Origin of the sequence: Pseudoalteromonas sp. S1609 (assembly GCF_005887255.1) — a bacterium.
In the GTDB taxonomy this organism is placed as follows: Bacteria; Pseudomonadota; Gammaproteobacteria; order Enterobacterales; family Alteromonadaceae; genus Pseudoalteromonas.
The window spans coordinates 17,247-41,857 of sequence record NZ_PNDJ01000009.1 but is presented as its reverse complement, the minus strand read 5'-3'; the positions used below and the strand labels follow the sequence as shown (position 1 = coordinate 41,857).

Genomic DNA, 24,611 nt, shown 5'->3' with positions numbered 1-24,611 from the left:
AGCATGTGTTCAGCTTTTTTGATTCTTACATGCCCCAAGGAGTTGCGTATGTCGGCAGAAAAAACCCATCTTGAAATTTGTAACTTAACCCGAGAACAATACCCACAAATTAAAACCTTGATGGACGAAGCTTACCCCGACCTAGGCGGAGCATGGCCAAGCCATACTATTTTTAGACTCATCGATCAGTTCCCTGAAGGGCAAATCGGTATTGTGGATGACGGCGTGCTGGTGGGTTTAGCGCTGAGTGTACAGGTAGATTATGCGCGTTTTTCAAACCCGCATACCTATGAAGATATTGCCGACGGCCACGACCGTGTATTTAGCGACACCACAGGGGATGCTTTATACGGTTTAGATGTTGCCATTAGTGAGCAATACCGTGGCATGCGTTTAGGGCGTCGTTTATATGATGCGCGAAAAGAATTGTGTCGTCAGTATAATTTACGCGCTATTTTGGCGGGTGGGCGTATTCCGCGTTATTACAATCACAGCAGCGAAATGACCCCGATGGAATACATTGCAAAGGTCGATCAAAAAGAGTTATACGATCCCATACTCAGTTTTCAATTAGCTAATGACTTTCAGGTTAAACGATTATTAAAAAAATATTTACCTGAAGATCAGGAGTCGGTCGGTTATGCCACATTACTTGAGTGGAATAACATTATGTATGAGCCAACCGACACCGTTATTGAGTCAACTAAATCAATCGTGCGCGTAGGAGCTGTGCAATGGCAAATGCGCTGTGTTGAATCGGTTGAAGAAATGCTTAAGCAAGTTGAATACTTTGTTGATACGGTATCTGATTACAAAAGCGATTTTATTTTATTCCCTGAGTTTTTTAATGCGCCACTGATGGGATTAACTGAACAAAGTAACCAAACCGAGGCAATTCGGTATTTAGCCGAATACACTGAGACCTTTAAAAACGCCATGTCGCGTATGGCGATAGAATACAACGCCAACATTATTACCGGCTCAATGCCGCTTGCCGAAGACGATAAAATATATAACGTTAGTTATTTATGCCATCGCAGCGGTAAAATAGACGAGCAACGTAAAATTCATATTACCCCGCATGAACAAAACGATTGGGTGATCCAAGGCGGTGATAAAATTGCTGTATTCGATACAGATGCAGGCCGTGTAGGTATTCAAATTTGTTACGATGTCGAATTTCCTGAGTTGTCACGTATTTTGGCCACCCAAGGTTTGGATATTTTATTTGTGCCATTTTGGACTGACACTAAAAATAGTTACTTGCGTGTACGCCATTGTGCCCAAGCACGTGCCATTGAAAACGAATGTTATGTGGTTATTGCAGGCTCTGTGGGTAACTTACCTGAAGTAGAAAGCTTAGATGTGCAGTTTTCACAGTCGGCGGTACTAACCCCATCGGACTTTTCATTTCCGCACGATGCCACACTAAATGAAGCCACCACCAATACAGAAATGTTATTATTTAGCGACTTAGATATGGATAAGTTAAAAATTCTTCACAGTGAAGGGACAGTGCGTAACTTAAAAGACCGCCGTCACGATTTGTATGAAGTGATATTGAAAAAGAGAGATATTTAATGGCGTGGATGTATTTAATTATTGCTGGGTTACTTGAGATTGGCTGGCCTATAGGGTTAAAAATTTCTCAAACCCCTGAAACTCGTTGGCAGGGCATCGCGATTGCCATTGCGTTTATGGTCGCGAGCGGCTTTATGTTGTGGTTGGCGCAAAAGCAAATATCTATGGGCACGTCGTACGCAGTATGGACGGGTATTGGTGCTGCTGGTACGTTTTTAGTGGGTATATTATTTTACGGTGATGCCGCCACGTTTGGTCGTATTGCTGGTGTGTTAATGATTATTTGTGGTGTCATCACCTTAAAAATTAGTCATTAATTGTTAGATTAAACAAGCGCAGGTTGATACCTGCGCTTTTTTAGCTGCTCGGCAGCATTACCAATATCGCAGCCACTGCAATCAATAATAGCCCAGCGCTATCTTGGCGTTTTAGCGGTTGTTTTAACCATAAAACAGCAATCAATATCGTAAAAAATACTTCTATCTGGCCGAGCGTTTTTACATAGGCAACATGTTGCAAGCTCATTGCGCTAAACCAACCTATTGATCCCAAGCAACTAAATATACTCACCGTACAAGTCATGCCCTTATGCTGAAACATAGTTTTAAATGTATCGCGTTCCTTTAAGGCAATATAAATACACAGCATCAGTGTTTGTAAACTAATAACAAGCAATAAAACCCATGCAGGCGCATACGGAAAAGCTATACCTGAGCTTAAACTGGCTTCTCTGATCCATGACGATGACAACGCAAACGAAGTGCCGCAGGCAAGTCCTGTTAATGCTGTTTTTAAGCTAAAGTGTTTCACATTGGCGATACCACTTAATAGCAATACCGCAATTGCACCAATAAACACGCCAAACCAACCAAGTAATGAAAGCGTTGAGCCAAAAAACAGTAACCCGAGTATGGCCGCCATAAGCGCTTCACTTTTAGCTAGGCCGGCGCCTACAGCAAAATTATTCATTTTAAATAATTTAACCATGAGTCCCGTGGCAATAATTTGCACTATGCTGGCACCAATAATGTAGCTAATAAATAAAGGGTTGAATGAAGGAAAGGGAGCATCTTGGTAATAATAAAGCGCATATAAATACAGCCCAGCAATAGGGCTTGCCATAATAAAACGGGCTAATGTAACGCCAGCAATGCTCACATGAGTGCTTAATTTACTTTGCAGAGCATTGCGCCATGACTGCATAAATGCAGCAAAAATAGTCAGTAAAATCCAAATCATCTTAAACAACATACAATAAGCGGAGGAGTAATTTAGCAGTACTGTGACATGAAAGCGACCATCAAAAAGGCATAATGAATATTCATCACCTGCGACAATTTGCCACAGTGACGCACTGCTTAAATCGGCTATAGTGTCTGGGATGTTACTGCTAGCCGCCAGAGCTCAGGTTATTCATATTTGGCGGCTTTTTTCTTTTTGCTGTGTTATTTTGAGTTATAAATAATAACTTGAGAATGATAATGACGACTTTATTGGTTTGCGCCTTAATTGCAGTGATCATGCCTTATGTTGCAAGGATCCCAGCTATTATAGAAATGAATAAGCTCGGTGGTTACGATAATAAACATCCGCGCCAGCAACAAACGCAACTTACAGGGCTCGGAGCAAGGGCGTTGGCCGCACATCAAAATTGTTTTGAGTCGCTAGCGGTATTTGCCGTTGCTTTGGCTGTGGTGTTAGGCACCAATAATGTTAATGCCGTAACCGAAACTTTAGCGATGACGCATATTGTAGCGCGTATTTTATTTTGTGTTTTTTATTACTTAAACCTCGATATTATTCGATCGTTCACTTGGCTGGTGGGAATAGGGACCGCTATTGGCATGATCGCCGTCAGTTTATAACGAGAATAAGCAAAAACCACAAAGCAAGCAGCCTAAAAGGGTGCTTGCTTTATAGTCTTAAACACTTATTCCCATTAATGCGATATGTTAACTCGCTCTATTAAATCACTTTTTGTAACTGTACTGTTGAGTGAAAAATCAAGTTGTATTAGTACGTTCTGTTGTCCCATTGATGAAGGCGTATATTGCCATTGCATCAGTGCTCTTTTTGCTTCTTTGTTAAAGACTGCTTCTGGTTCAGCTTTTACAACAGTAATGTTAGCTGTTTTTCCTGCTGGGGTTATGTCGTATTTTAATACCACTGAACCGCTAATGCCTTGTTCCGCCGCTTGTTTTGGGTAAAGCGGTTCGATTCGCATTACGGGAGCGATAGATGTTTCTTTTTTAGCTGATGCTTCAGGTTGCTTTGCAACAGCTAAGCCACTGAGCAAGCTTGCTGCTATAAGTAACACGCTTCCTTTTGCTAGGCGCGAATGTGCGCCGTTATGTTTGATATTAGTAAGTCGTTGTAACATGGTTTTTTTATCTCCGTAGTGTGAATAAGCCATCAGACCCGCTGGCGCATTGGCAGCGCAGTTTACTAAGGCTTTGCTGTATAAAATTTGTTGCTGTGTGGTTTTATTACTTAGTACCCGTTCATCACAAGTTAGCTCCTGCAAACGTCTACAGCTTGCGTATGCCATCCAAGCTAAAGGGTTAAACCACATTAAAATTGTAGCCAGTAATAGCAGCGCATTTGTTAGGTTATCTTTGCGTTTTATATGCACATTTTCGTGCTCTAAAATAAGCGCCAATGTGGCTTTATCAAACAGAGTATTGTAGTTGTGTGGTAAAACTAGCTTGCTATTTAGTACCCCAATTACCATAGGTGTTGCCACTTGATGACTAGTAAAGGTTTTTACCCCTAAGCTTATTTCTGCTTGTAAATTTGTTACTTCACAAAGCTGTAGGTTGCTTACAAATCGGCGGTGAATAATCCAAGTGGCGAATAAAAGCAGTGCCGTAATAACTACATAAAATAGCGCCCAGTTAATACTAATAGTGCTTATTAATGGTTGATTTGGAGTAATGATATAATGACTAATTGGACTGTTTTGTAATGGCCTAATTGCATTGGGTAAATTAGCGACAAGCAGCGAGGCTGGTATTAACCACACTAATTTATAAATAAGCTGCGAACCAATTGCTTTTAAGCCAAAGCGCTCAAGTAAAACAAATCCTGCAAACAACAGACTCAATAATAGTTGTTGCTCTATTAGCCAATTAAAGCTTGTTTGAATAACCATGAGAATCCCTTACTTTTGGTTTTTTTCCCAGTCATCTATGACTTTTTTAAGCTCGTTTATATCTTGTTGAGAGAGTTTTTCTGATTTTGCAAAACCACTTACCAACGGAGCTATGCGGCCACTAAAAAAACGCTCAATAAAGTTCTGGCTTTCTTTTTGGGTGTAATCAGCACGATTTATACAGGGGGTGTAAATATATTGGCGGCCTTCTTTTTCGAAGCTAAGCGCTCCTTTTTTAACTAATCGACCTAGTAAGGTTTTAATGGTTTTTTCGTGCCATTGTTTATCATCACTCAAGCGCTCAATAATTTGGCTGGCATTAGCGGGGTAGCTAATCCATAGCGCATCGAGTACTTCAAATTCTGCTTTTGATAATTCGATCATTTTATTGCCTACAAGTGTAATCTTTAATTTAAGACTACACTTGTAATCTATTTTTGCAAGTTTATTTTATATTTTTTAATCGCATTAAAGTGAGGGGGTAGCGTGAGCTTGTTAGCCTAAAATGTCGCTTTTATTAATTTTTATAAACTGGTTTTCAGGTAAATTTAAATGGTCTAACAGTAATTCACTGATCTGTACGCGGTATAAATCAATCACTTTGTAACCACAGTAATGCGCCATTTTACGAATTTGTCGATTTAGTCCTTGTTTTAAAATAATACTAAACTGATTGTCAGTGATTTTAGTCACCTCACACGGCAAAGTCATTTGCTTGTCGACAGGGACGCCTGCAGCCATTTCTTCGCAAAAATCCGCATCTAAAGGTTTATTGACGGTTACTAAATAGCGTTTAGGCTGATGAAAGTCAGGGTGGATCAGCTGGTTACAAAAATCCCCATCATTGGTTAAAATAAGCAATCCGCGTGAGTCTTTATCAAGGCGACCAATAGGGTATACCCGTGTTAGTTGTGGCAAGTGATGAATAAGGCTGCTTGGGTCGTGCTGATTGAGTTTACAATCAATTCCTACTGGTTTGTGATAAGCAAAGTAGACTAAATCGGCAGGGCCTTTAATGGCTTGGCCATTAACAATGACACTGTCGTTTTCGTCCACATGATCAATATGATTTGCGGGGCGATTATTAACCATGACCACACCTTCGTCAATCAAACGCGAGGCCTGCTTGCGTGAGCAAACACCGGCATGCGCTATGTACTTTGCGAGTCGAATTTTTGTATCCATGATAGCGCGTAATTAAAAAAATCTGATCGCGATTATAGCAAAGCTGCGTATTGATTACTTGGACAGTTAATTTAACAGTAGGTAGGTTAATATGGGTATTCAATTTTCAGAACTAAAAAAGCATCAGCCATTACAAAAAGTGGTGGTTCATTCACTGGAAATGGCCTTGTATCAAGTGTCTGTTGTCATTAATAATGTTGAATACTATGTACAAGAAAGCGATGGTGAATTTGTAAAGGCAGTCAGCCCATTACATATTCAAAAACGCTTTGAAGACATTGCCTACGCGCAAATGATGCTCAGGCATACCAGCGCTTATGATGAAATGTGTGGTCAACCGGAAAAAATTTCTAGCAATATGCTTGAAGTTCCCTTTGGACAAAATAACCTGTTTTAACATCAGGTATTTGCTAAAATAGGTCTATTTGGAATAGCCAATGTACCTATTGCATGCTGATAATACTGAGCAATTAAACCAAGCACTGCGTGTTAATATGCTTGAGTTTAATGCTCAACACTTCGACGCAGAGCGCCAAGCTCTCGGCTTTAAATATCTCGATAAACATCATGAATTAGTTGCCGGTATAAGCGGTCATGTATTTGGCAATTGGCTGCTAATAAGTTGGTTGTGGTGTGCTGAATCGGCACGAGGCAATGGCTTGGCTGATTCGTTATTAACATCACTTGAAAATGCAGCAATTGAAATGGGTGCCGTTCAGGCTCAGCTTGACACCTTAGACTTTCAAGCCAAGCCTTTCTATGAAAAGCGTGGTTATCAGGTTAAATATCAATTAAATAATTATCCGCTCAACGGTACGCGCTACTTTATGGAAAAGCCGCTGGTAGCGGCCAAATAATGCTGATTTGAATATTACTCTTTTGTGGTTAAAGGCGTGCCATCAAAGCTAATGCCTAAAAACGGTGTTGCCTCGGGCGCTAACATAAACGTACGAATATTCATGTGATCATCGGCGCTTGGGTTGTCTAGTACATCTTCACGGTAAAATTTACCAAAACAATCTAAGGTATTTTGTTTACTAAGACCGTTGAGCTTAGCAAATGCAAAAATTTTGCACGAACCGTTATTTTCACTCGCAGAGCTTAATAACCCATGGTTACTGAAGCTGCATGCTGTAAAAGTATAGTGCTCATCAATAACGGCCATAGTATCAGCAAAGCTAATACTTTTTGGCTCATCTGCGAGCGTTGTTAAATAATCTGTGAGCGTCATACGCTGTCCTTGTTATTATAATATGTCGTTAATTAACTAACTCTAACTTATATTATTAGTAAAACAAGCATAGGTTATATTAAATGGGTTAACGCATGAATGTTGGTTATTTCAATATCAGCCAGCCCTTTGTAGGCATAAGTTTGTGCTTGATTATTCAGCCATACAGACTGACAGCCAGCGTTGTTAGCACCTTGCACATCGCTATCAAGGCTATCACCTATGTGCAAAATATCGCTGTTTTTGATACGTAAATGTGTTGCGGCTTGATCAAATAATGTTGTGTGTGGTTTGGCTTTACCATGCAAGCCTGCTTGTAACACCAGTTCAAACTTACCTTTTAAATTAAATCGATCAACCTCTACATTACCGTTAGTAATGGCAATCAATTTGTAGTGTTGACTTAGTTTATCAAGCAATATTAGTACGTCTTCACTCACCGTAATATTGCTTCGCTCATCAGCAAATGCTTGATACGCCTTATTTGCATGATGCTCTATTTCATCACCTTTAAAACCTAATTCAGACAATACTAAGCGCAAGGTATGCTTACGCCATTGTGTGACGTCATCAATAAGTTCTGGCTGCTGTAGTGCCGCGAGTTCACGGCATTGCTGCCAAAACTGTGGTCCTTGTTTTTTGTAGCCTGGTAGCGCATTTAAATAATCAATTTGCGCCTGAACGGCTGCGGTTATGATAGGGCGGTTATCGTACAAGGTATCGTCTAAGTCAAAACTTAGCACAGAAAAAGGAGAAATTGCGCGATTAAATCGGATCATAGTTGCTGCTCTAATCGGTTCTTTTTTTAGCACGTGGGTGGGTGTTATCGTACACCTTGGCTAAGTGCTGAAAATCTAAATGAGTATAAACTTGGGTTGCAGATAAACTACTGTGGCCTAATAACTCTTGCACTGCTCGTAAATCCCCAGACGACTCTAAAATATGCGACGCAAATGAGTGGCGTAATTTATGCGGATGAACTTGCGAGCTAATACCTTGCTTTATCCCCCATTCTTGCATACGCAAACGAACTTGGCGTACAGAAATACGGCTTTTTTTGCTACTCAAAAATACTGCATGTTCATCTGAGCCCATAAATAGTGGGCGAACTGCTAGCCAATTGTTTAACGCCTCAAGTGCTTTAGAGCCAACCGGTATTAGGCGTTCTTTGGCGCCTTTGCCTCGCACTAATATTTCACCGCTACGAGTGTTTATATCTTGCATGTTAGCGCCAACTAACTCACTAATGCGTAAACCTGATGAATACATCAGCTCCATCATCGCTTTATCACGAATGGCAAGTGGATCATCATCGGGTATTTCGAGTAAACGAGCCATTTGGTCAACATCAAGATTTTTAGGTAAAGGCCGCGCAAATTTAGGGCCTTTTATGCCCTGTGCCGGATTATGGTAATGCGCTTGCTCAGTAATATTTTTTGCTTTTAAAAATTTATACAAACTACGTATGCAGCTTAATTTTAAGCTGATTGTTCTGCCACTTAATTGTTTTGCCCGCAGTGCCATACTGTAACGACGAATATGCTCACTTTGTACCGCAAACCAATTATCGCACAGTTTATTAAAATACAAGGCGGCAAAACCTAATTGGCTGACATACTGATTAACAGTGTGCGCTGAATATTGACGTTCAAATTTTAAGTAATCACTAAATAATGTAATGGGTGTACGCCAGCTATCGCTTAAGTCGCTTATATTTGGCGCGTTATCACTCATGCCAGTTCCAGTAACCGTATTTGCAATGAGCGCACAAAATCTAATACAAATAAGTTATCTTGTGAGGGCTCAAAGTGGTTTTCATCGTGGCTGCCAAAAGCCAAAATTGCGTAGGGGTTACTCGGCTCACCAATTAAATAAAGTGCGGTTGATTGGGTATCATTGTTGAAGAGTAAGTCGCGTTCTTGCTGATTTACACGGCCTAAATAATGATTACTATCTGACAGTCTATGCTTTACTAACTCTTCAAAGGCATTATCGTATCTAACGAGTTTGCATTCATTAATAGTCGGGCTCATACAAATAATATTGCGTAAGTTACTGGCCAGTGTATTAAAGTCGTAATTACTCCACAGCTGTCGGTGACATTGGCTAAATAAACGATAAACCAGTTCATTCTGGGTCGCATTTTTGCTCATGCTGTCTATTTGATTTTTTAGCTGTGTATTGTGCTCGCGTAATTGGCGCTGCTGAATATGCACTAATGAAGTAGCACCCTGTACTTGCTGTTGTAACTCAAGTTGCGCTAACAGCTTAGGTTGCTCAATTAAAAAATCAGGATGCTGTTGTAAGTAATCTATTACTTGCTGTTTAGTTAATTCACTCATAGTGCAACTTGCCCATCAAATACATGTTCAGCGGGACCTGTCATACGCACTGGATGGCCCTCGCCACTCCAGCGCACTTGTAAGCTACCGCCGGGTAAATCAACTTGTACTGTACTGGTGAGCTTATTTTGGATAAAACCAATCACCATGGCAGCACACGCGCCGGTACCGCAAGCAAGTGTTTCGCTTACACCACGCTCCCATACTCTGAGTTTAATGTGCTCTTGAGAGATAACCTGCATAAAGCCAATGTTCGTGCGTTGTGGAAAACGCTCATGGTTTTCAAGCAACGGGCCTAGGGTATCCACTTGGGCTGTTTCTATATCGTCTACTTCCATTACGCAATGAGGGTTACCCATAGATACGGCACCACTAAAAACGGTATGCTCTTCTGCGCGAATAATATAAGTCAGCTCACGTTTGGTTGCTTTGAGTGGAATTTTATTTGGCTCAAAATTAGGGTGACCCATATTAACGGTTACTTGACCGTCTTTTTCAATATACAGGGTGAGATTACCAGACTTAGTCGACACGCTGATTTTATGTTTATTGGTTAAGCCTTTCATGCGTACAAAGCGGGCAAAGCAGCGCGCACCGTTACCACATTGTTCTACTTCGTGGCCGTCAGCGTTAAAAATACGATAGTGAAAATCGAGATCGGGTGAGTAAGGGGCTTCAACCATCAGTAGTTGATCAAACCCAATGCCGAAATGGCGATCGGCCAGCTTTTTGATTTGATCACGAGATAAAAAAACGTTTTGTGTAATGTTATCAATCACAACAAAGTCGTTACCTAAGCCGTGCATTTTGGAAAAATTAACTAACATAGCGCTCTAATTCGGTTTTGCTCTGTGCTAATCATGCCACAGAGCAGCTAGTTGGCAAAAACGTTTATGGTAAAACTTTCTCACCTTGGTATAAGCTTTCGATAGTTTCGCGTTCGCGAATAAGGTGATGTTGCTCACCATCGACCATTACTTCGGCAACTCGTGGACGTGAGTTATAATTTGAGCTCATGGTAAAACCATAGGCTCCAGCGCTTCGCTGTACTAACAAATCACCTTGTTTGAGTGCCAGTGGTCGGTCTTTACCTAAAAAGTCACCGGTTTCACACACCGGGCCAACCACGTCATAGTTGTGGGTAGGTGTTTCGTCATCACGCACTGATACAGGAATAATTTTTTGCCATGCTTGATACAGTGATGGGCGTAACATGTCGTTCATACCCGCATCTACAATCGCAAAATACTTGTCTTGGTTTTGTTTAATAAACTCAACTTGTGTTACTAAAACCCCCGCGTTTGCGGCAATGGCTCGCCCGGGCTCAAAAATCAGTTCTAGGTGACGGTAATTTGCAAGGCGCTGCGTTACTTGTGCTGCATATTCACTTGGGTGCGGAGGTTGTTCGTCGTCGTAGGTTACTCCAAGGCCTCCACCTATATCTAAATGGCTTAGCTCAATACCTGCATTTTTTAATTCATCAATTAATGCCAGTAGTTTATCAAGCGCCTCTAAAAACGGTTTGGTTTGTGTAAGCTGTGAGCCAATGTGGCAATCTACGCCAACAATCGTTAAGCCAGGTAATGATGCCGCATGTTGATACACACTTAATGCAGACTCGATTCCAATACCAAACTTATTTTCTTTAAGTCCAGTAGAAATATACGGATGTGTTTTGGCATCAATATCGGGATTAACACGAATAGAAATTGGCGCGTCTAAATTAAGCTCGCAGGCCACTTCTGAAATGCGCTCAAGCTCTGAAATTGACTCAACGTTAAAGCATTTAATACCTAATTCTAACGCATAAGCAATTTCGTCAGCCGTTTTAGCAACCCCAGAAAATACCACTTTGTTAGCAGCGCCTCCGGCTTTTATCACCCGTGCTAATTCGCCTTTTGAGACAATATCAAAACCCGCTCCAAGTCGTGCCAATATGTTTAACACCGCAATATTTGAATTTGCTTTAACGGCATAACACACTAGGCTTTTGTGATCTTGAGTCGCATTAGCAAACGCTAAATAATGGCGTTCAAACGTGGCTCTGGAATACACATAACACGGCGTACCATAGTGCTGTGCAATGGTTGCTACGCTGACATCTTCAGCAAATAGTTGGTTGTTTTTATAATTAAAAAAATCCATTTACTGCTCCTGTTGTTGTTCGGCGGGTGTTTGTTTGTTAGGAATGTCAGTTGGCTGGTTTTGTTCAGCAGGCTGCTCGGGTAAGTACAGCGGGCCGCTTTGGCCACAGCCAGCTAATGCACACAACAATACGGTGCTGATTAATAGTTGTTTTAATTGTAAGGTATATGTCGCTTTCATTAGATTAATACGGTTGCTGGCTTTATAATCGCAGAGTAACAGAATATCTAAAAAATGCAGCTATTCGCGGATGATTTTATTCCTGTTACACTAGCTCTATAAACATGCACCCATTATTTAGGCGCCTCGCCTGCAAAGGAAATTAACGATGACTGATCACGAATATCACCAGTTAGCAGAAGCTCTTATGTTCACTATTGAAGAACAAGTTGATGATTGTGAAGCAGATTTAGATTATGAATCGGCTCAAGGTATTTTAGAAATTATTTTTCCAGATCGCAGTAAGATTGTGATTAATAAGCAAGCCCCTTTGCACCAAGTATGGGTAGCAACAAAATTCAATGGCCATCATTTTGAAATGCGTGATGGTCAATGGATTGATAACCGCTCGGGTGCAGAGTTTTGGAGCTTCATTAACGAAGCGTCTACACGCCAAGCGGGTCAAGAAATTCAATGGCAATCAACACTATGAGTTTAGGGTTTGTAGAATACCCAGCGCAAAGCACCCATAAAGCCACGGTTATCTGGCTGCATGGCTTAGGTGATTCAGGTGATGGTTTTGCACCTGTTGCCCCGCAGCTCGATTTACCTACTGAGTTAGGGGTGCGTTTTGTTTTTCCTCATGCGCCTATGCAGGCTGTCACTATTAACGGTGGTATGCAAATGCGCTCATGGTACGACATTAAATCTATGGATTTAGATAAACGTGCTGATGAGCAAGGGGTTAGAGAATCAGCAGCCAAAGTTGAGCAACTCATTACACAAGAAATTGTTAACGGCATACCTGCGAGTAAAATTATTTTAGCGGGCTTTTCGCAAGGTGGCGTTGTATCGCTGCATTTAGCACCGCGTTTAGAACAAAAGCTGGCTGGTGTAATGGCGCTGTCAACCTACATGTGTGTGCCACATAAATTGGCAGATGAAGCAAAACAAACACAGTTAAATATATTTATGGCTCATGGTAGCCAAGATGACGTTGTACCGCATAGCGCGGGTAGAAGTGCGTTCGAAGTATTATCAACGCATAACATGGATGTAAGTTGGCAAGAATACCCAATGGGGCATCAGGTTTGTACACAAGAGTTACAAGCTGTGCGCCAATGGTTAATTTCTCGCTTAAGTTAGTTTAGGAGCCGCTGAGGGTCAAAATGAGTCAAAAAATAGTAATAACAGCAAATGTAAAACGTGAACCATCTACTAGCAAACCCAACGTGAGCTATGAGTGGCATTGGCGTCGGATTGTGAGTATTTCTATGTTGGTGATTATGATCTCTGCAGCGGTTATTTACGGCCTGTCTAGCGCCGTGAATGCTGATCAAGGGACGCCGCATCCTAATGAGCAGCTTGATTTTACTGAGCAACAAACAGCAATTGTGTCGCTAAACGATGATATTGCAGCATCAGTAGAGATTGAAAAAGCCACAGATGCCGATGAGGAGCCGGTGAGCAGTGTCAAGATTGCAGACCCTAAAACCTTTTCCTCAGTTGAGCAAAAACCAGCTTCTATTACTGAACAGGTACCATCGGAGCCTGAAGTTCAACAAAGTATTATTAAGCAAGAAGTAGAGCCAACGATCACTGCTGAGCCTGAAGAAGCAACCATTGCAGCAATAGCCACTCAAGACCCTGAAGTTGAGACTGTTAGTGCAAAGCCAGTTGAGCAAAAGAAATTTGCTGCATCCGCACACATTGCTAGTGTAGCTGTGGGAGCCAAAATAGATACAGCCACAATTAGCCGCGCAGTTCTGACTCGCAGTGTCAGTAACCGTGAGCCAACCAATGTATTTGCCGCCGATGTGCGTTTGAATCAATTTGAAGAGTCGCTGTCATTTTTTAGTGAGCTTAAAAACTTACAGGGACAGCAGGTAAAACATGTGTGGTTATTTGAAGGTGAAATAATGGCTGAAGTGGCACTTAAGGTTACTTCTCCGCGTTACAGAACGTACTCAACTAAAAATATTATGGATACTCAATTAGGGCATTGGCGCGTTGATGTAGTTGATGAAAACGGGCTGCTCATCGCTCAAAAAGAATTTAGAGTTTTAGCAAATTAAATAGCCTTAGATTGAATAAGTTTTCATTCTAAAAGCTAGTAATTATTAATGGATATTTTATGACTGAAAAAACAAAGTTAGTTCGCATTGCCACTCGTAAAAGTGCATTGGCACTCTGGCAGGCTGAATTTGTAAAAGCGCAGCTAGAGCACTTTCATGATGACGTGCGTGTAGAGCTCGTGCCAATGTCGACTCAAGGTGACATTATTTTAGATACACCACTAGCTAAAATTGGCGGCAAAGGTTTATTTGTAAAAGAGTTAGAGCAAGCCATGTTAGATGGCCGTGCAGATATTGCAGTGCATTCAATGAAAGATGTGCCGGTAGAATTTCCGGATGATTTAGAGTTACACACTATTTGTGAGCGTGAAGATCCGCGTGATGCGTTTGTATCAAATAACTTTGCCAATATTGATGCGCTACCACAAGGCGCTATTGTGGGGACTTCAAGTTTACGTCGCCAGTGTCAAATTAGAGCGATGCGTCCGGATTTAGAAATTCGCGACTTACGTGGCAATGTAAATACACGTTTAGCTAAGCTTGATAGCGGCCAATACGATGCCATTATACTCGCAGCTGCAGGACTAATTCGTTTAGAGATGGGCGAGCGTATTCGTGACTTTATTGAACCAGAAGTCTCGTTACCTGCTAATGGCCAAGGCGCTGTAGGCATTGAGTGTCGTATAAACGATAGCGTGACAAAAGCATTATTGGCTCCACTTGAGCATAACGAAACACGTATTCGTGTTAACGCTGAGCGCGCAATGAACCGCCATTTAGAAGGGGGTTGCCAAGTGCCAATTGGTGCTTATGCACTGGTTGATGGTAACCAAGTACATTTACGTGGTTTGGTCGGTGCGATTGATGGCAGTGAAATTTTACGCGATGAAATTAGCGGTCACGTTGATGATGCTGAAAAGCTAGGTATAGAGCTGGCTAAAAAACTATTAGCACAAGGCGCAGATAAAATTCTAGCTGACGTATATCGAGACGCATAATGAAACATATCTTGATAACTCGGCCCGAAGGAAAAGGCGCAGCCCTTGCACAGCAACTTGAGCAAGCGGGTTATCAAGCGTCTTTATATCCTGTTTTAAAAATAACCTACTTAACGCCAACAAACGTTGAATTAAGCCCGCTGGTAAACGCCGACAAAATTATTTTTGTTTCACAGGATGCGGTGCATGCATTAAATGCACTTAAGCCTGCTATTAATACCAAAGCACAGTTTTATGGGGTAGGCCAACAAACAGCCGATACCATTTATGAAGTATTTGGTGTGCGCGCGGCTTTGCCAAAACAACATGACTCTGAAGGGTTACTCGCACTTAAGTCTTTGGCTGATGTTGACGGCAGTAATATTGTGTTAGTAAAAGGGATTGGCGGGCGACCTGAAATAGCAAAAACCTTGAAGCAACGTGGTGCTCATTTAAATAATTGTGTGGTGTATCAACGTAAACCAGTAGAGCCTAGCTCAGCTAACTGGATAGACCACTGGCAAAGCCAGAATGTACACGGTATAGTCATTACAAGTAATGCTGCAGTTGACGCCATATTTAATACTATTTCAGCGGCGCAACTAACATGGTTACAACAGTGCGAGTTTTATGTTGCCAGTGAGCGCATTGGTGCTTATTTACAACAACAAAAAATAAATTCGACCCATATACACACTGCGGCAGGAGCTAGCGACCAGGCTATGTTTACCTGCATTAATCAGCAAGGTAGCAAAATGAGTGAACAGTCAGCGACGTCAAAAGTAGAAAAAGAAGCGAAGCCAACAGCAAATAGCACCTCAAATACGACTAAAAGTGAGTCTGCAAAAGTGAATAACCAAACGCAAAATATTCCTCAAAAAGTAAGTAAAGTAGGTAGCGTTGCGTTAGTGATTTCCTTGCTTGTTGCCAGTGGTGTGGGTTATGAATTTTATCAAAAGCTTAATGCCGGTAAAGTGCAAAATTTAGCGGTTAATGCATTAACAGAGCAAAATAAGATATTGCAGCAAGAGCTGCAAACGCTTAAGTCTGAGCAACTCAGTTTGCAACAAGCGTTGCTTAATAGCGAAGAGCAAATCGCTATGGCACTCAATGAGAACTCTGTAAAAAATCAACAAGTATTAAAAGCCGCACTGCAAAAGGTACAGCAAAGTGGTAATACATTAAATCCACAAGAGGTCACCAGCTTGCAACGCATGGCTGAATTTAAACTGTGGGCAGAACAAGATTACCTAGGCACAAGTGCCGTGCTTAAACGTTTAGACTCATTATTAAGCGATCATCCAGGTACGCTTGAGTTACGCCAAGCAATTACACAAGACATACAAACACTCGACAATATTAAACCCGTTGCGACAGAAGCGATTTATTTACAATTAAACAGCGTAATAAAGCGTATTGATGACTTGGTATTTAATGCGGTTAATTTGCCTGAAGAGGCGAGTATAAGTGATGAGAATGCACTCTCTGAAGATGTTAGTGATTGGCAACAAAACATTCGTAATAGTTGGAATAAAATAGTCGATAGCTTTATTACTATTCGCCATCATGAAGGCGTATTAATTGAGCCACTATTAACTGACCGAGAGCGTCATTTAATTACCCAGCGCATCAAGCTTAATATTACTCAGGCGCAAGACGCATTAATGGGTAAACAAGCTAGTATTTATTTTAACGCTTTGAATGATACAAAACGTTTGGTTAATGAATACTTTAAACGAGATGACGATGCAACAAAAGTGGTAATAAAGACGTTAGCCAATCTTGAAAAAGAATCGCTTAACTTTAACCCTCAAGTAACACTGCAAAGCACTCAAAAAGTGAAGGAGTGGGCACAATGATAGGGCTGATTATTTTTATTGTCGCTATTGTGTTGGTGCTAGCGATTACTCCCTTTGTGTTAGATGAAAAAGGCTATGTGCTGATTTCATTTAACAATACCACCATAGAGGGGACGATTGTTTCATTTTGTATAATGGCAGCACTGAGTACGGCAGCTTTGTATTTAACTTACAAGCTAGTGCGTTATTGTTTATCTATTTATAGAAACACTAAGCATGGTTTTTTTGCGCGAAGCCAAGAGCGTAAACATGCGGCTATAGAGCAAGCATTGTGGAGTCTCATTAATGATGATTACGAACAAGTAGAAAGTGCGCTATCAAGTAATAGTGTGCCTGCTAAATTTACCGATATACGTTTAGCGTTATTAGCAAAAACCGCACTGGCAAATAACCAGCCTGATAAAGCGCTTGAACGTTTGTTTGAAATCAGCCCAGAGCAACAACTTAAAGTGGCTAAGTTATGGTTAGCTAGTGGCGACAGCAGTGTAATTGAACCGCAAATACGGGTGGCAGCAGAGTCTAAAAAAGCCACGGTGCTTGATTTGAAGTTGTACACCGAAGTTTTAGTGCAGCAACAGCATTTTAAATTGCTTGAAGATTTTTTACCGCGTTTATTGCGCAAAAACGCCTTGAATGATACCCAGTGGCAGCAAGTGTTTTTAGCTTATTTTGCTGCGCAAGCAAATGATGAGTTAACCGCTAAATATCAACATTTAGGTAAAAAGTTGCAGGCGCATGCGCATACGGCTTATTTAACTCAAATGGCTAAAGTAGGGCAATTAGCAAGCATCGAAAATGAGCTAGTTAAATTACTCAAGCAAAAACAGCATGAACAACTGGCTCACATTTTAAGTGAAGCTGCACCAAGTAATGCTTATAAGTTGCAATCAAGCATTCAAGAGCGACTGAAAAAAGATGAGCATAATAATGCGTTACTATTAGCGTTAGCGTGTTTAGCTAATGCGCAAGGTGATTATGACTTAGCCGCACGTGTTTTTGACAAAGCACTCAATAGCGAAAATAAAGCACAGTACCGACAACAAGCGATATTAAGTTATAAACACAGTGCACAATTAGATAAGGCACTTGTACTCTACCAATAATCAATTATAGTTATAAATCAATAATAAAAGCGCAGGAGCGACGGTTGTGAAAAATGTATTTACATTATCTTTTAGCCTCGCATGCGCTTATTTCTTTAGCGGTTACCTGAGTAATTTTTTATTCGCCGTTAATGGTTATGCGGTTGCCTCTTGGCCTCCAGCCGGTATTGCGCTGGCAAGCTTTTTACTATGGAGGCGCCGTGCTTATGCGGGGATTTTTGCAGGCGCAGCGTTTGTTAATTTAATTCACTTAGACAATGCTGCTGATATTTTAAATTGGCAAGTCTTATTGCAAGCTATTGCCGTCAGCTGTGCTGTTTTTTTTCAGGCGTGGCTAGGTGCATTCCTCATTATCAGAGTCATTAAAGTCCCCCTTAATTTATCTTCTCTTAGACTTAGTATTCAAAGCTTGGTGATTGGTGGGCCACTATGTTGTGTAATAGCGGCAGGTGTTGGAACCAGTCTACTTTTTTTCAATAATATAATTAGCCCACCTGCTGCGCTTAGTACCTTTATTACCTGGTGGATAGGTGACTCAATTGGCGTACTTGTTTTTACTCCATTGGTATTGGCCATATTTAACTATTCGCAGTTACGTCATCGGCTACAGGTTATTTTGCCTGCGTTACTTATTTACGCCATTATTAGCGTTAGCTTTTATGGCGCAGCAAGTGTAAAAAAACAAAAAGACATTCAAAAGCAAGAAGATAAAGTGTTGATGGCACAAAGTGCCATTAATCAAAAGTTAGATGAAGTGGCTGCTCATCTATCTTTGTTAGGTGCATTTTTAGCAAGTAGTGATCAGGTTATTCTCGATGAGTTTAATCATTTTACCTCTAAGCAGTTGAGCTACAATGAAGAAATTTTAGCGTTAAATTGGGTGCCAATGATCACAGCTAATTCTATTAACGAACCTGCCCAATGGGACAAAAGTGTCGTTATAAAGCAAAGGATGGCGAATGGTCAATGGCAACCCGCGCTCTTTAGCAATACTTATTACCCCATAAAATATATTTACCCCATAAAGAATATGCAAGATCTGCTGGGCTTTGATTTGAACTCTGATTTACATATTCGTGATGCACTCAATAAAGCAAAAATTCTTAATGAGCTGGTATTGAGTGAGCCATTTAAGCTAGCTCCTGCAGACGAGGAATTAAGCGTGCTTTTTATTTCTCCTGTCTTTGGTGCTCCTGATATTGAAGGTGACTTTAAAGGGTTTGTAATTGCCTTGGTGAGTTTAGCTAAGTTGTCTGAGGCACTTTCGTTTGATAGCGGTAATGAAGTTGCGATTGGTTTTACTGATATCAATAAAGCAGATAATAAACAGGCTCTTTATAGCGTTGAGCATGACTCAATGACGTTGCTAAAAGATTATCAGTTGTTAATTGGCCATAGGTTGTGGCAAGTAGAAATATACCAACCTAAAACGCAATCAACCTGGCTAATTTATTGGCTAGCACAGATAGTAGGTATGCTATTTGTTTGGCTATTGATTATGTTTTTAATTTCAGTGGTCGCCACCAATGTTCGTATACGCGAACAAGTTGCAAAGCAAACACTAACTTTGCGTCAGGAAAAGCAGAAAGCGGATGAAGCCAGTGAGATAAAAAGTCAGTTTTTAGCTAATATGAGCCACGAAATTCGTACCCCAATTAACGGTATTAAAGGCATGCATTACTTAGCACTGCAACAGCAGGACTGGTCATTAGCAAAAACTTACATAGAGCAAGCTGACGGTGCGGTCAGTGTCTTATTGAGAGTGCTAAATGATGTGCTCGATTTTTCAAAAATGGAAGCGGGCAAGCTTGAGTTAGTACAAGAGTCTGTAGAGTTAAAGTTATTGGCAAAAGAAGTTATGAGTTTAATGCATTTTGAAGTTAGTAATAAGCCCTTGTCACTACAAGTTGAGGTTGATAATGATGCTCCTTTAGTTGTTAATACCGATCCTATTCGTTTAAAGCAGGTGCTGCTGAACTTATTAAATAATGCCGTTAAGTTTACTGCTAAGGGTAGTATCACATTAAAGATTTGGCAGTCAGCAAAAATGACTTATTTTAGTGTCAATGATACGGGGATTGGAATTAGTGAGGAGGCACAAAAACAGCTATTTAACCCATTCTCTCAGGCTGATAGTTCAACCTCACGCCAGTTTGGTGGCACAGGGCTTGGTTTAAGTATTTGTAAAAAATTAGTAGAGCTGATGGGAGGAGCAATTGATTTAAAAAGTAGTGAGGGTCACGGCTCTACTTTTACCTTTAGTTTACCGCTCCACTCTCCGCTACCTAAAGCACAATATTATTCAGGTAAGTTAGATAAAATAGATATAAGCAACCTATCACTGGCGAAGTATCGCTTACTACTCGTTGAAGACAACCCATTAAATCAACATGTGGCCACCGCTATTTTAGAAACCAAGCAGGGTGTTGTAGATATTGCTAATAACGGACTTGAAGCGATTAAAATGCTAAGCGATAAAAGATACGACTTAGTATTAATGGATATTCAAATGCCACAAATGGATGGCTTAAAAGCAACAAAAGTGATTCGTAATGAGTTAGGCTTTTTAGATTTACCTATTATTGGCCTATCTGCTAATGCGCACGAAGAAGATGCTAAAAAAGCGATTAACGTCGGAATGGATAACTATATAACTAAACCTATTGATGCAGATGCACTGTTTAAAATGATTTGGTTTTATTTATCACGTTAACTCTTTTTATATAAAAAGCAGACATAAGACCTCCAAGCGCTATTTTAAGTATTCTACACTTGAAATATTACTGTACCTGCGTATCATTCGCGCAATTTTAATTCAACCGAGTAGCTATTATGATCAATAGAAAAATACCTTTGCTAGATATTCACCGTCATTTAGATGGTAATGTACGCGCGCAAACCATACTAGAACTTGGTCGTCAGTTTAATATCGCTTTACCAGCGGACAATGTTGAAGCACTTATTCCCCATGTTCAGGTTATTGATCCTGAGCCAAACTTAATGGCATTTTTACAAAAGCTTGACTGGGGAGTGACGGTACTAGGTGATTACGATGCCTGTAGACGTATTGCGATAGAAAACATTGAAGATACACAAGCGCAGGGTCTTGATTACGTAGAGCTGCGTTTTAGTCCTTATTATATGGCTCAAAGCCAAGGGTTACACCCTCAAGGGGTTGTTGAAGCAGTGGTTGATGGTATCCGTAGTGCAACAAAAGATACTGATATAAAAGCAAACTTAATTGGTATTTTGTCTCGTACATACGGAGTTAAAACCTGTCAGCACGAGTTGGACGCGTTACTTGCCTTTAAAAATGATTTGGTTGCAGTGGATTTGGCCGGTGATGAGATTGGTTATCCTGGCGAGTTGTTTGTTGATCATTTTAAGCAAGTACGTGATGCGTATTTGGCTGTTACCGTGCATGCTGGTGAAGCGTTAGGTGCGCCAAGTATTTGGCAAGCATTAAACGAGCTTGGCGCAAGCAGAATAGGCCATGGTGTTAAAGCGATTGAAGATCCAAAACTAATGGATTATTTACGCGATAACCGCATTGGTATTGAATCGTGCTTAACCAGTAACATTCAAACCAGTACAGTGAATGATTTAACCAAACACCCACTTAAACAGTTTTTAGATCATGGTATTTTAGCCTGTCTTAACACGGATGACCCAGCTGTTGAAGGCATTGAAATTGAGTACGAGTACGCAGTGGCAGCACCAAAGGCAGGTTTGTCACAAGCCGATATGGAAAAAGCGCAAGCGAATGCGCTTGAAATTGCCTACTTAAGTGACGCTGATAAAAGCGCACTTAAAGCTAAAGTCGCACAGCGTTAAGTTGCTTATATTATCCAGAGTTCAGGTTATATAATTAAAAATGCCACTGTAAAAAGTGGCATTTTTTTATATGTGCGCATTACAACTAACGTAATTATTATAAAGTGCTTTTAATATATCGGCACGGCTGATCATACCTACCACTACACCGCCATCGATCACGGGGTAATTTTTAGGCTTACCAGGCTTCATTTGTTCTGCTAATTCCATAATATTGGTATCGCCGTTCACGGTTACCACATCTGTTTGCATCAACTGCGATACTTTAACCATACCATCACAAAAATAACTACTTTGCATTAAGGGTTTAAGTAATTCTTGCTCTGAGATAAAGCCAACGAGCACCTTATTATCATCAAATACCGGCGCGCCTAGTAGTTTAAATTTTTCTAGCTCTGCTATGGCAGTGGTCATTTCTGTATTAGGGGTGATATGAGGCAACTTATGTTGCATAAAATCTTTTACTTTTGTATTTAACATTTAGGTTTCTCCCGCTTAATGTTCTGTACAAAGTATGGTTTATAGATTGGATTTTAGGAAATTGTTTATGTTGATGAGCTTAATAGGTAATAACAATCACAGTGCTAGCAATTAAAACAATTAAGGCACCCTAAGGTGCCTTAAAATAATGCGCTAATGTTACTTTATGAACGCGAATGCATCTGCGTACATGTTTTCACGAGTGGCGCCATGATTTATAAAATCATCACGTACTATGCCAATCATGTCAAAACGACCTGCCATGTAAATATCGTAAGGTTCTAACGAGATGATATCGTTCATCACCGCTTTATGAACATAACCAGTGTGGCCAGTCCAGCTGTCGGTAGGATGCTCTACGACAGGAATAAATTTAAAGTTTTCACGGCTATCTGCCCATGCTTGCATTTCGGTATGTGCATACAGCGCCGACTCTTCTTTTACGCCCCAGTAAAATAGCACCAGGCGCTCACAGTTGATTTCAGCTAAATGCTCGGCCATTGACTTTGCGTAAGAAAAACCAGTACCGCCGGCGAGTAAAATAATTGGACGCTCGCACTGCAAACGCAGCTGAGAAATACCTAAACCTGCTTCAATAGTTACGGTTTGGTTCTCGTTGTGGGCACTACGAAGGTGTTCTAATGATTGCATCGCGTAAGAGTCTGCGTTTGATGCGCCAATGTGTAATTCTAATGCATCAGTTTGTGAGGGGCGACTCGCGATTGAAAACGCACGTTTATCTTTTTCACCTAAAACCAACTGTAAATATTGACCAGCTTCAAATGCTACAGGCTGTTGCGGCTTTAAAATAACTTTATGAACAAATTCTGTTAGTGGGCTGATAGAAACAACTTCAGCGAGTAATGTTTGCATGTTTTACCTTAAATTAGCGGATACGCACTTTATTTGAGCAATAATAGCATATCCGCAGGGTGAGTTTACAGCCTAGAGCCCTAGACCAAAGTCGTTAGAGAATATCTAAACTATCCCAAAGCTCATCAACACGATCTTTAGTGGCTTGATCCATTACAATAGGTTCGCCCCATTCTCGAGTTGTTTCACCAGGCCATTTATTTGTTGCATCCATACCCATTTTTGAACCTAGGCCAGATACGGGCGATGCAAAATCTAAATAATCAATTGGCGTGTTTTCAATTAACGTCGTGTCGCGCGCAGGGTCCATACGAGTAGTGATAGCCCAAATTACATCGTTCCAATCTCTAGCGTTGATATCATCGTCGCAGACAATAACAAACTTAGTGTACATAAATTGTCGTAGGAATGACCAAACCCCCATCATTACGCGCTTGGCGTGACCTGGATATTGTTTTTTCATTGTTACCACGGCCATACGGTACGAACAACCTTCTGGCGGTAAATAAAAATCGACAATTTCTGGAAATTGCTTTTGTAAGATTGGTACGAATACTTCGTTTAATGCCACCCCTAAAATAGCCGGCTCATCCGGCGGACGGCCAGTAAAAGTACTATGATAAATAGGGTCTTTACGATGTGTAATATGAGTGACCGTCATAACTGGGAAGTCGTCGACTTCGTTGTAGTAGCCTGTGTGGTCGCCATATGGACCTTCCGGCGCCATCTCTCCAGGCATAATATGCCCTTCAAGTACGATTTCTGCACTGGCTGGTACTTGTAAATCATTCGAGATTGACTTAACTACTTCAGTTTTACTACCACGTAGTAAACCTGCAAAGGCATATTCGCTTAACGTATCTGGAACGGGGGTAACAGCGCCTAAAATAGTCGCAGGATCTGCACCTAATGCCACCGAAACAGGGTAGGGCTGACCAGGGTGTTCTTTACACCACTCTTGAAAATCAAGCGCGCCACCGCGATGAGATAACCAACGCATAATGATTTTATTTTTACCCAATAGCTGTTGACGGTAAATCCCTAAATTTTGGCGCTTTTTGTGAGGCCCTTTGGTAACGGTTAAACCCCAAGTAATCAAAGGTGCAGCATCGCCAGGCCAGCAGTGCTGAATAGGAAGCTTAGTTAAGTCAACGTCGTCACCTTGTAAAATAACTTGTTGGCAGGGGGCTTTTTTAACTTCTTTAGCCGGCATATTAAGTACTTGCTTGAATACCGGAATTTGTCCGAGCGCTTCTTTAATGCCTTTTGGCGGCTCAGGTTCTTTTAGAAATGCGAGTAATTTTCCTACTTCACGTAATTCACTCACATCTTCTTGGCCCATACCCATAGCTACACGCTTAGGGGTACCAAACAAGTTAGCTAAAACGGGAATGTCGTACCCTTTAGGGTTTTCAAATAATAAAGCAGGGCCTTCGGCACGCAGTGTGCGGTCAGCAATTTCGGTCATCTCAAGATACGGGTCGATTTCTTGGCTGATGCGTTTTAACTCGCCTCGCTTCTCAAGTAAATCGATAAAATCGCGCAGATCTTTGTATTTCATTGTGGGCCGTTACTTAGCAAAAAGTTAAAAGTATTATACCCAGTTCATACAAGCC

General features: G+C 40.9%; 27 protein-coding genes. 13 read left to right on the top strand and 14 right to left on the bottom strand.

Going from position 1 to position 24,611, the window contains the following annotated elements; genetic code table 11:
* Nucleotides 1–48: 48 nt before the first annotated feature.
* Both CWB76_RS03395 and CWB76_RS03390 read left to right on the top strand, forming a co-directional pair.
* Nucleotides 49–1,581, top strand: a complete 1,533-nt coding sequence (locus CWB76_RS03395) for a bifunctional GNAT family N-acetyltransferase/carbon-nitrogen hydrolase family protein (protein WP_010392609.1) — start codon at nt 49–51, stop codon at nt 1,579–1,581.
* Nucleotides 1,581–1,898 carry a DMT family transporter gene (locus CWB76_RS03390; RefSeq protein ID WP_010392612.1) on the top strand — a complete coding sequence of 106 codons (318 nt, stop codon included), beginning with the start codon at nt 1,581–1,583 and terminating at the stop codon, nt 1,896–1,898. The genes CWB76_RS03395 and CWB76_RS03390 overlap by 1 nt, the downstream gene beginning before the upstream one ends.
* A gap of 40 nt (nt 1,899–1,938) precedes the next feature.
* Here CWB76_RS03390 and CWB76_RS03385 read toward each other — a convergent pair whose 3' ends face one another.
* On the bottom strand, nt 1,939–2,820 hold the full coding sequence (locus tag CWB76_RS03385; protein WP_138595980.1) for a DMT family transporter: 882 nt from the start codon (nt 2,818–2,820) through the stop codon (nt 1,939–1,941).
* A gap of 242 nt (nt 2,821–3,062) precedes the next feature.
* Here CWB76_RS03385 and CWB76_RS03380 point away from each other — a divergent pair, with 242 nt between their 5' ends.
* The gene (locus tag CWB76_RS03380; protein ID WP_138571066.1) at nt 3,063–3,446 is read left to right on the top strand and encodes an MAPEG family protein; all 384 of its coding nucleotides are present in this window, start codon (nt 3,063–3,065) and stop codon (nt 3,444–3,446) included.
* 74 nt (nt 3,447–3,520) lie between these two features.
* Here CWB76_RS03380 and CWB76_RS03375 read toward each other — a convergent pair whose 3' ends face one another.
* The 3 genes from CWB76_RS03375 to CWB76_RS03365 form a co-directional block, all read right to left on the bottom strand.
* Nucleotides 3,521–4,732, bottom strand: a complete 1,212-nt coding sequence (locus tag CWB76_RS03375; protein WP_138605444.1) for a M56 family metallopeptidase — start codon at nt 4,730–4,732, stop codon at nt 3,521–3,523.
* 9 nt (nt 4,733–4,741) lie between these two features.
* A complete protein-coding gene (locus CWB76_RS03370; RefSeq protein ID WP_054202882.1) occupies nt 4,742–5,116 on the bottom strand; it encodes a BlaI/MecI/CopY family transcriptional regulator in 375 nt (124 codons plus the stop codon).
* Nucleotides 5,117–5,227: 111 nt separating this feature from the next.
* Nucleotides 5,228–5,917 (bottom strand): pseudouridine synthase, encoded by a 690-nt coding sequence (locus CWB76_RS03365; protein ID WP_010392624.1) that lies wholly within the window; start codon nt 5,915–5,917, stop codon nt 5,228–5,230.
* Nucleotides 5,918–6,008: 91 nt separating this feature from the next.
* On the opposite strand from CWB76_RS03365, the gene CWB76_RS03360 reads away from it, so the two are divergent.
* The gene (locus CWB76_RS03360; protein WP_008109023.1) at nt 6,009–6,314 is read left to right on the top strand and encodes a DUF6482 family protein; all 306 of its coding nucleotides are present in this window, start codon (nt 6,009–6,011) and stop codon (nt 6,312–6,314) included.
* Nucleotides 6,315–6,354: 40 nt separating this feature from the next.
* Nucleotides 6,355–6,774, top strand: coding sequence for a GNAT family N-acetyltransferase (locus CWB76_RS03355; protein ID WP_138605442.1), 420 nt, complete (start codon nt 6,355–6,357; stop codon nt 6,772–6,774).
* 14 nt (nt 6,775–6,788) lie between these two features.
* Here the strand turns inward: CWB76_RS03355 and CWB76_RS03350 are convergent, their stop codons facing one another.
* The 7 genes from CWB76_RS03350 to lptM all read right to left on the bottom strand — a co-directional run bounded on the left by CWB76_RS03350 (nt 6,789) and on the right by lptM (nt 11,815).
* Nucleotides 6,789–7,148, bottom strand: a complete 360-nt coding sequence (locus CWB76_RS03350) for a HopJ type III effector protein (RefSeq protein WP_010392629.1) — start codon at nt 7,146–7,148, stop codon at nt 6,789–6,791.
* Nucleotides 7,149–7,222: 74 nt separating this feature from the next.
* On the bottom strand, nt 7,223–7,927 hold the full coding sequence (locus tag CWB76_RS03345) for an HAD-IA family hydrolase (RefSeq protein WP_138605440.1): 705 nt from the start codon (nt 7,925–7,927) through the stop codon (nt 7,223–7,225).
* Nucleotides 7,928–7,937: 10 nt separating this feature from the next.
* Nucleotides 7,938–8,882: a tyrosine recombinase XerC gene (locus tag CWB76_RS03340; protein WP_075170870.1), complete on the bottom strand. Its 945-nt coding sequence runs from the start codon at nt 8,880–8,882 to the stop codon at nt 7,938–7,940.
* Nucleotides 8,879–9,490, bottom strand: coding sequence for a DUF484 family protein (locus tag CWB76_RS03335; RefSeq protein ID WP_010392634.1), 612 nt, complete (start codon nt 9,488–9,490; stop codon nt 8,879–8,881). Before CWB76_RS03335 ends, CWB76_RS03340 begins: the two co-directional genes overlap by 4 nt.
* A complete protein-coding gene (gene dapF, locus CWB76_RS03330; protein ID WP_138605439.1) occupies nt 9,487–10,317 on the bottom strand; it encodes a diaminopimelate epimerase in 831 nt (276 codons plus the stop codon). The genes CWB76_RS03335 and dapF overlap by 4 nt, the downstream gene beginning before the upstream one ends.
* 64 nt (nt 10,318–10,381) lie before the next feature.
* The gene (gene lysA / locus CWB76_RS03325; RefSeq protein WP_138605437.1) at nt 10,382–11,635 is read right to left on the bottom strand and encodes a diaminopimelate decarboxylase; all 1,254 of its coding nucleotides are present in this window, start codon (nt 11,633–11,635) and stop codon (nt 10,382–10,384) included.
* Entirely contained in the window at nt 11,636–11,815 is a 180-nt protein-coding gene (lptM, locus tag CWB76_RS03320) for an LPS translocon maturation chaperone LptM (protein WP_010392638.1), read from the bottom strand.
* A 148-nt stretch (nt 11,816–11,963) separates the two neighbouring features.
* Here lptM and cyaY point away from each other — a divergent pair, with 148 nt between their 5' ends.
* From cyaY to add, 8 genes are all read left to right on the top strand, one after another.
* Nucleotides 11,964–12,287, top strand: coding sequence for an iron donor protein CyaY (gene cyaY, locus CWB76_RS03315; protein ID WP_138605435.1), 324 nt, complete (start codon nt 11,964–11,966; stop codon nt 12,285–12,287).
* A complete protein-coding gene (locus CWB76_RS03310) occupies nt 12,284–12,940 on the top strand; it encodes an alpha/beta hydrolase (protein ID WP_138605472.1) in 657 nt (218 codons plus the stop codon). The genes cyaY and CWB76_RS03310 overlap by 4 nt, the downstream gene beginning before the upstream one ends.
* A gap of 23 nt (nt 12,941–12,963) precedes the next feature.
* The gene (locus CWB76_RS03305) at nt 12,964–13,869 is read left to right on the top strand and encodes a DUF2914 domain-containing protein (protein WP_138605433.1); all 906 of its coding nucleotides are present in this window, start codon (nt 12,964–12,966) and stop codon (nt 13,867–13,869) included.
* A 59-nt stretch (nt 13,870–13,928) separates the two neighbouring features.
* Nucleotides 13,929–14,867, top strand: coding sequence for a hydroxymethylbilane synthase (gene hemC / locus CWB76_RS03300; RefSeq protein WP_138605431.1), 939 nt, complete (start codon nt 13,929–13,931; stop codon nt 14,865–14,867).
* The gene (locus tag CWB76_RS03295; RefSeq protein WP_138605429.1) at nt 14,867–16,705 is read left to right on the top strand and encodes a uroporphyrinogen-III synthase; all 1,839 of its coding nucleotides are present in this window, start codon (nt 14,867–14,869) and stop codon (nt 16,703–16,705) included. Before hemC ends, CWB76_RS03295 begins: the two co-directional genes overlap by 1 nt.
* Nucleotides 16,702–17,808, top strand: coding sequence for a heme biosynthesis HemY N-terminal domain-containing protein (locus CWB76_RS03290; RefSeq protein WP_138605427.1), 1,107 nt, complete (start codon nt 16,702–16,704; stop codon nt 17,806–17,808). Before CWB76_RS03295 ends, CWB76_RS03290 begins: the two co-directional genes overlap by 4 nt.
* Before the next feature lie 46 nt (nt 17,809–17,854).
* Nucleotides 17,855–20,521, top strand: coding sequence for an ATP-binding protein (locus CWB76_RS03285; protein ID WP_138605425.1), 2,667 nt, complete (start codon nt 17,855–17,857; stop codon nt 20,519–20,521).
* Between the two features lie 119 nt (nt 20,522–20,640).
* Complete coding sequence (gene add / locus CWB76_RS03280; protein WP_138605423.1) at nt 20,641–21,642, top strand: adenosine deaminase; 1,002 nt, start codon at nt 20,641–20,643, stop codon at nt 21,640–21,642.
* Nucleotides 21,643–21,708: 66 nt separating this feature from the next.
* On the opposite strand, the gene CWB76_RS03275 is transcribed toward add, so the two are convergent.
* The 3 genes from CWB76_RS03275 to ubiD all read right to left on the bottom strand — a co-directional run bounded on the left by CWB76_RS03275 (nt 21,709) and on the right by ubiD (nt 24,556).
* On the bottom strand, nt 21,709–22,122 hold the full coding sequence (locus tag CWB76_RS03275; RefSeq protein ID WP_055013101.1) for a CBS domain-containing protein: 414 nt from the start codon (nt 22,120–22,122) through the stop codon (nt 21,709–21,711).
* Nucleotides 22,123–22,281: 159 nt separating this feature from the next.
* On the bottom strand, nt 22,282–22,995 hold the full coding sequence (gene fre / locus CWB76_RS03270) for an NAD(P)H-flavin reductase (RefSeq protein ID WP_138605421.1): 714 nt from the start codon (nt 22,993–22,995) through the stop codon (nt 22,282–22,284).
* A 94-nt stretch (nt 22,996–23,089) separates the two neighbouring features.
* A complete protein-coding gene (gene ubiD, locus CWB76_RS03265; protein ID WP_138605419.1) occupies nt 23,090–24,556 on the bottom strand; it encodes a 4-hydroxy-3-polyprenylbenzoate decarboxylase in 1,467 nt (488 codons plus the stop codon).
* Nucleotides 24,557–24,611 lie beyond the last annotated feature (55 nt).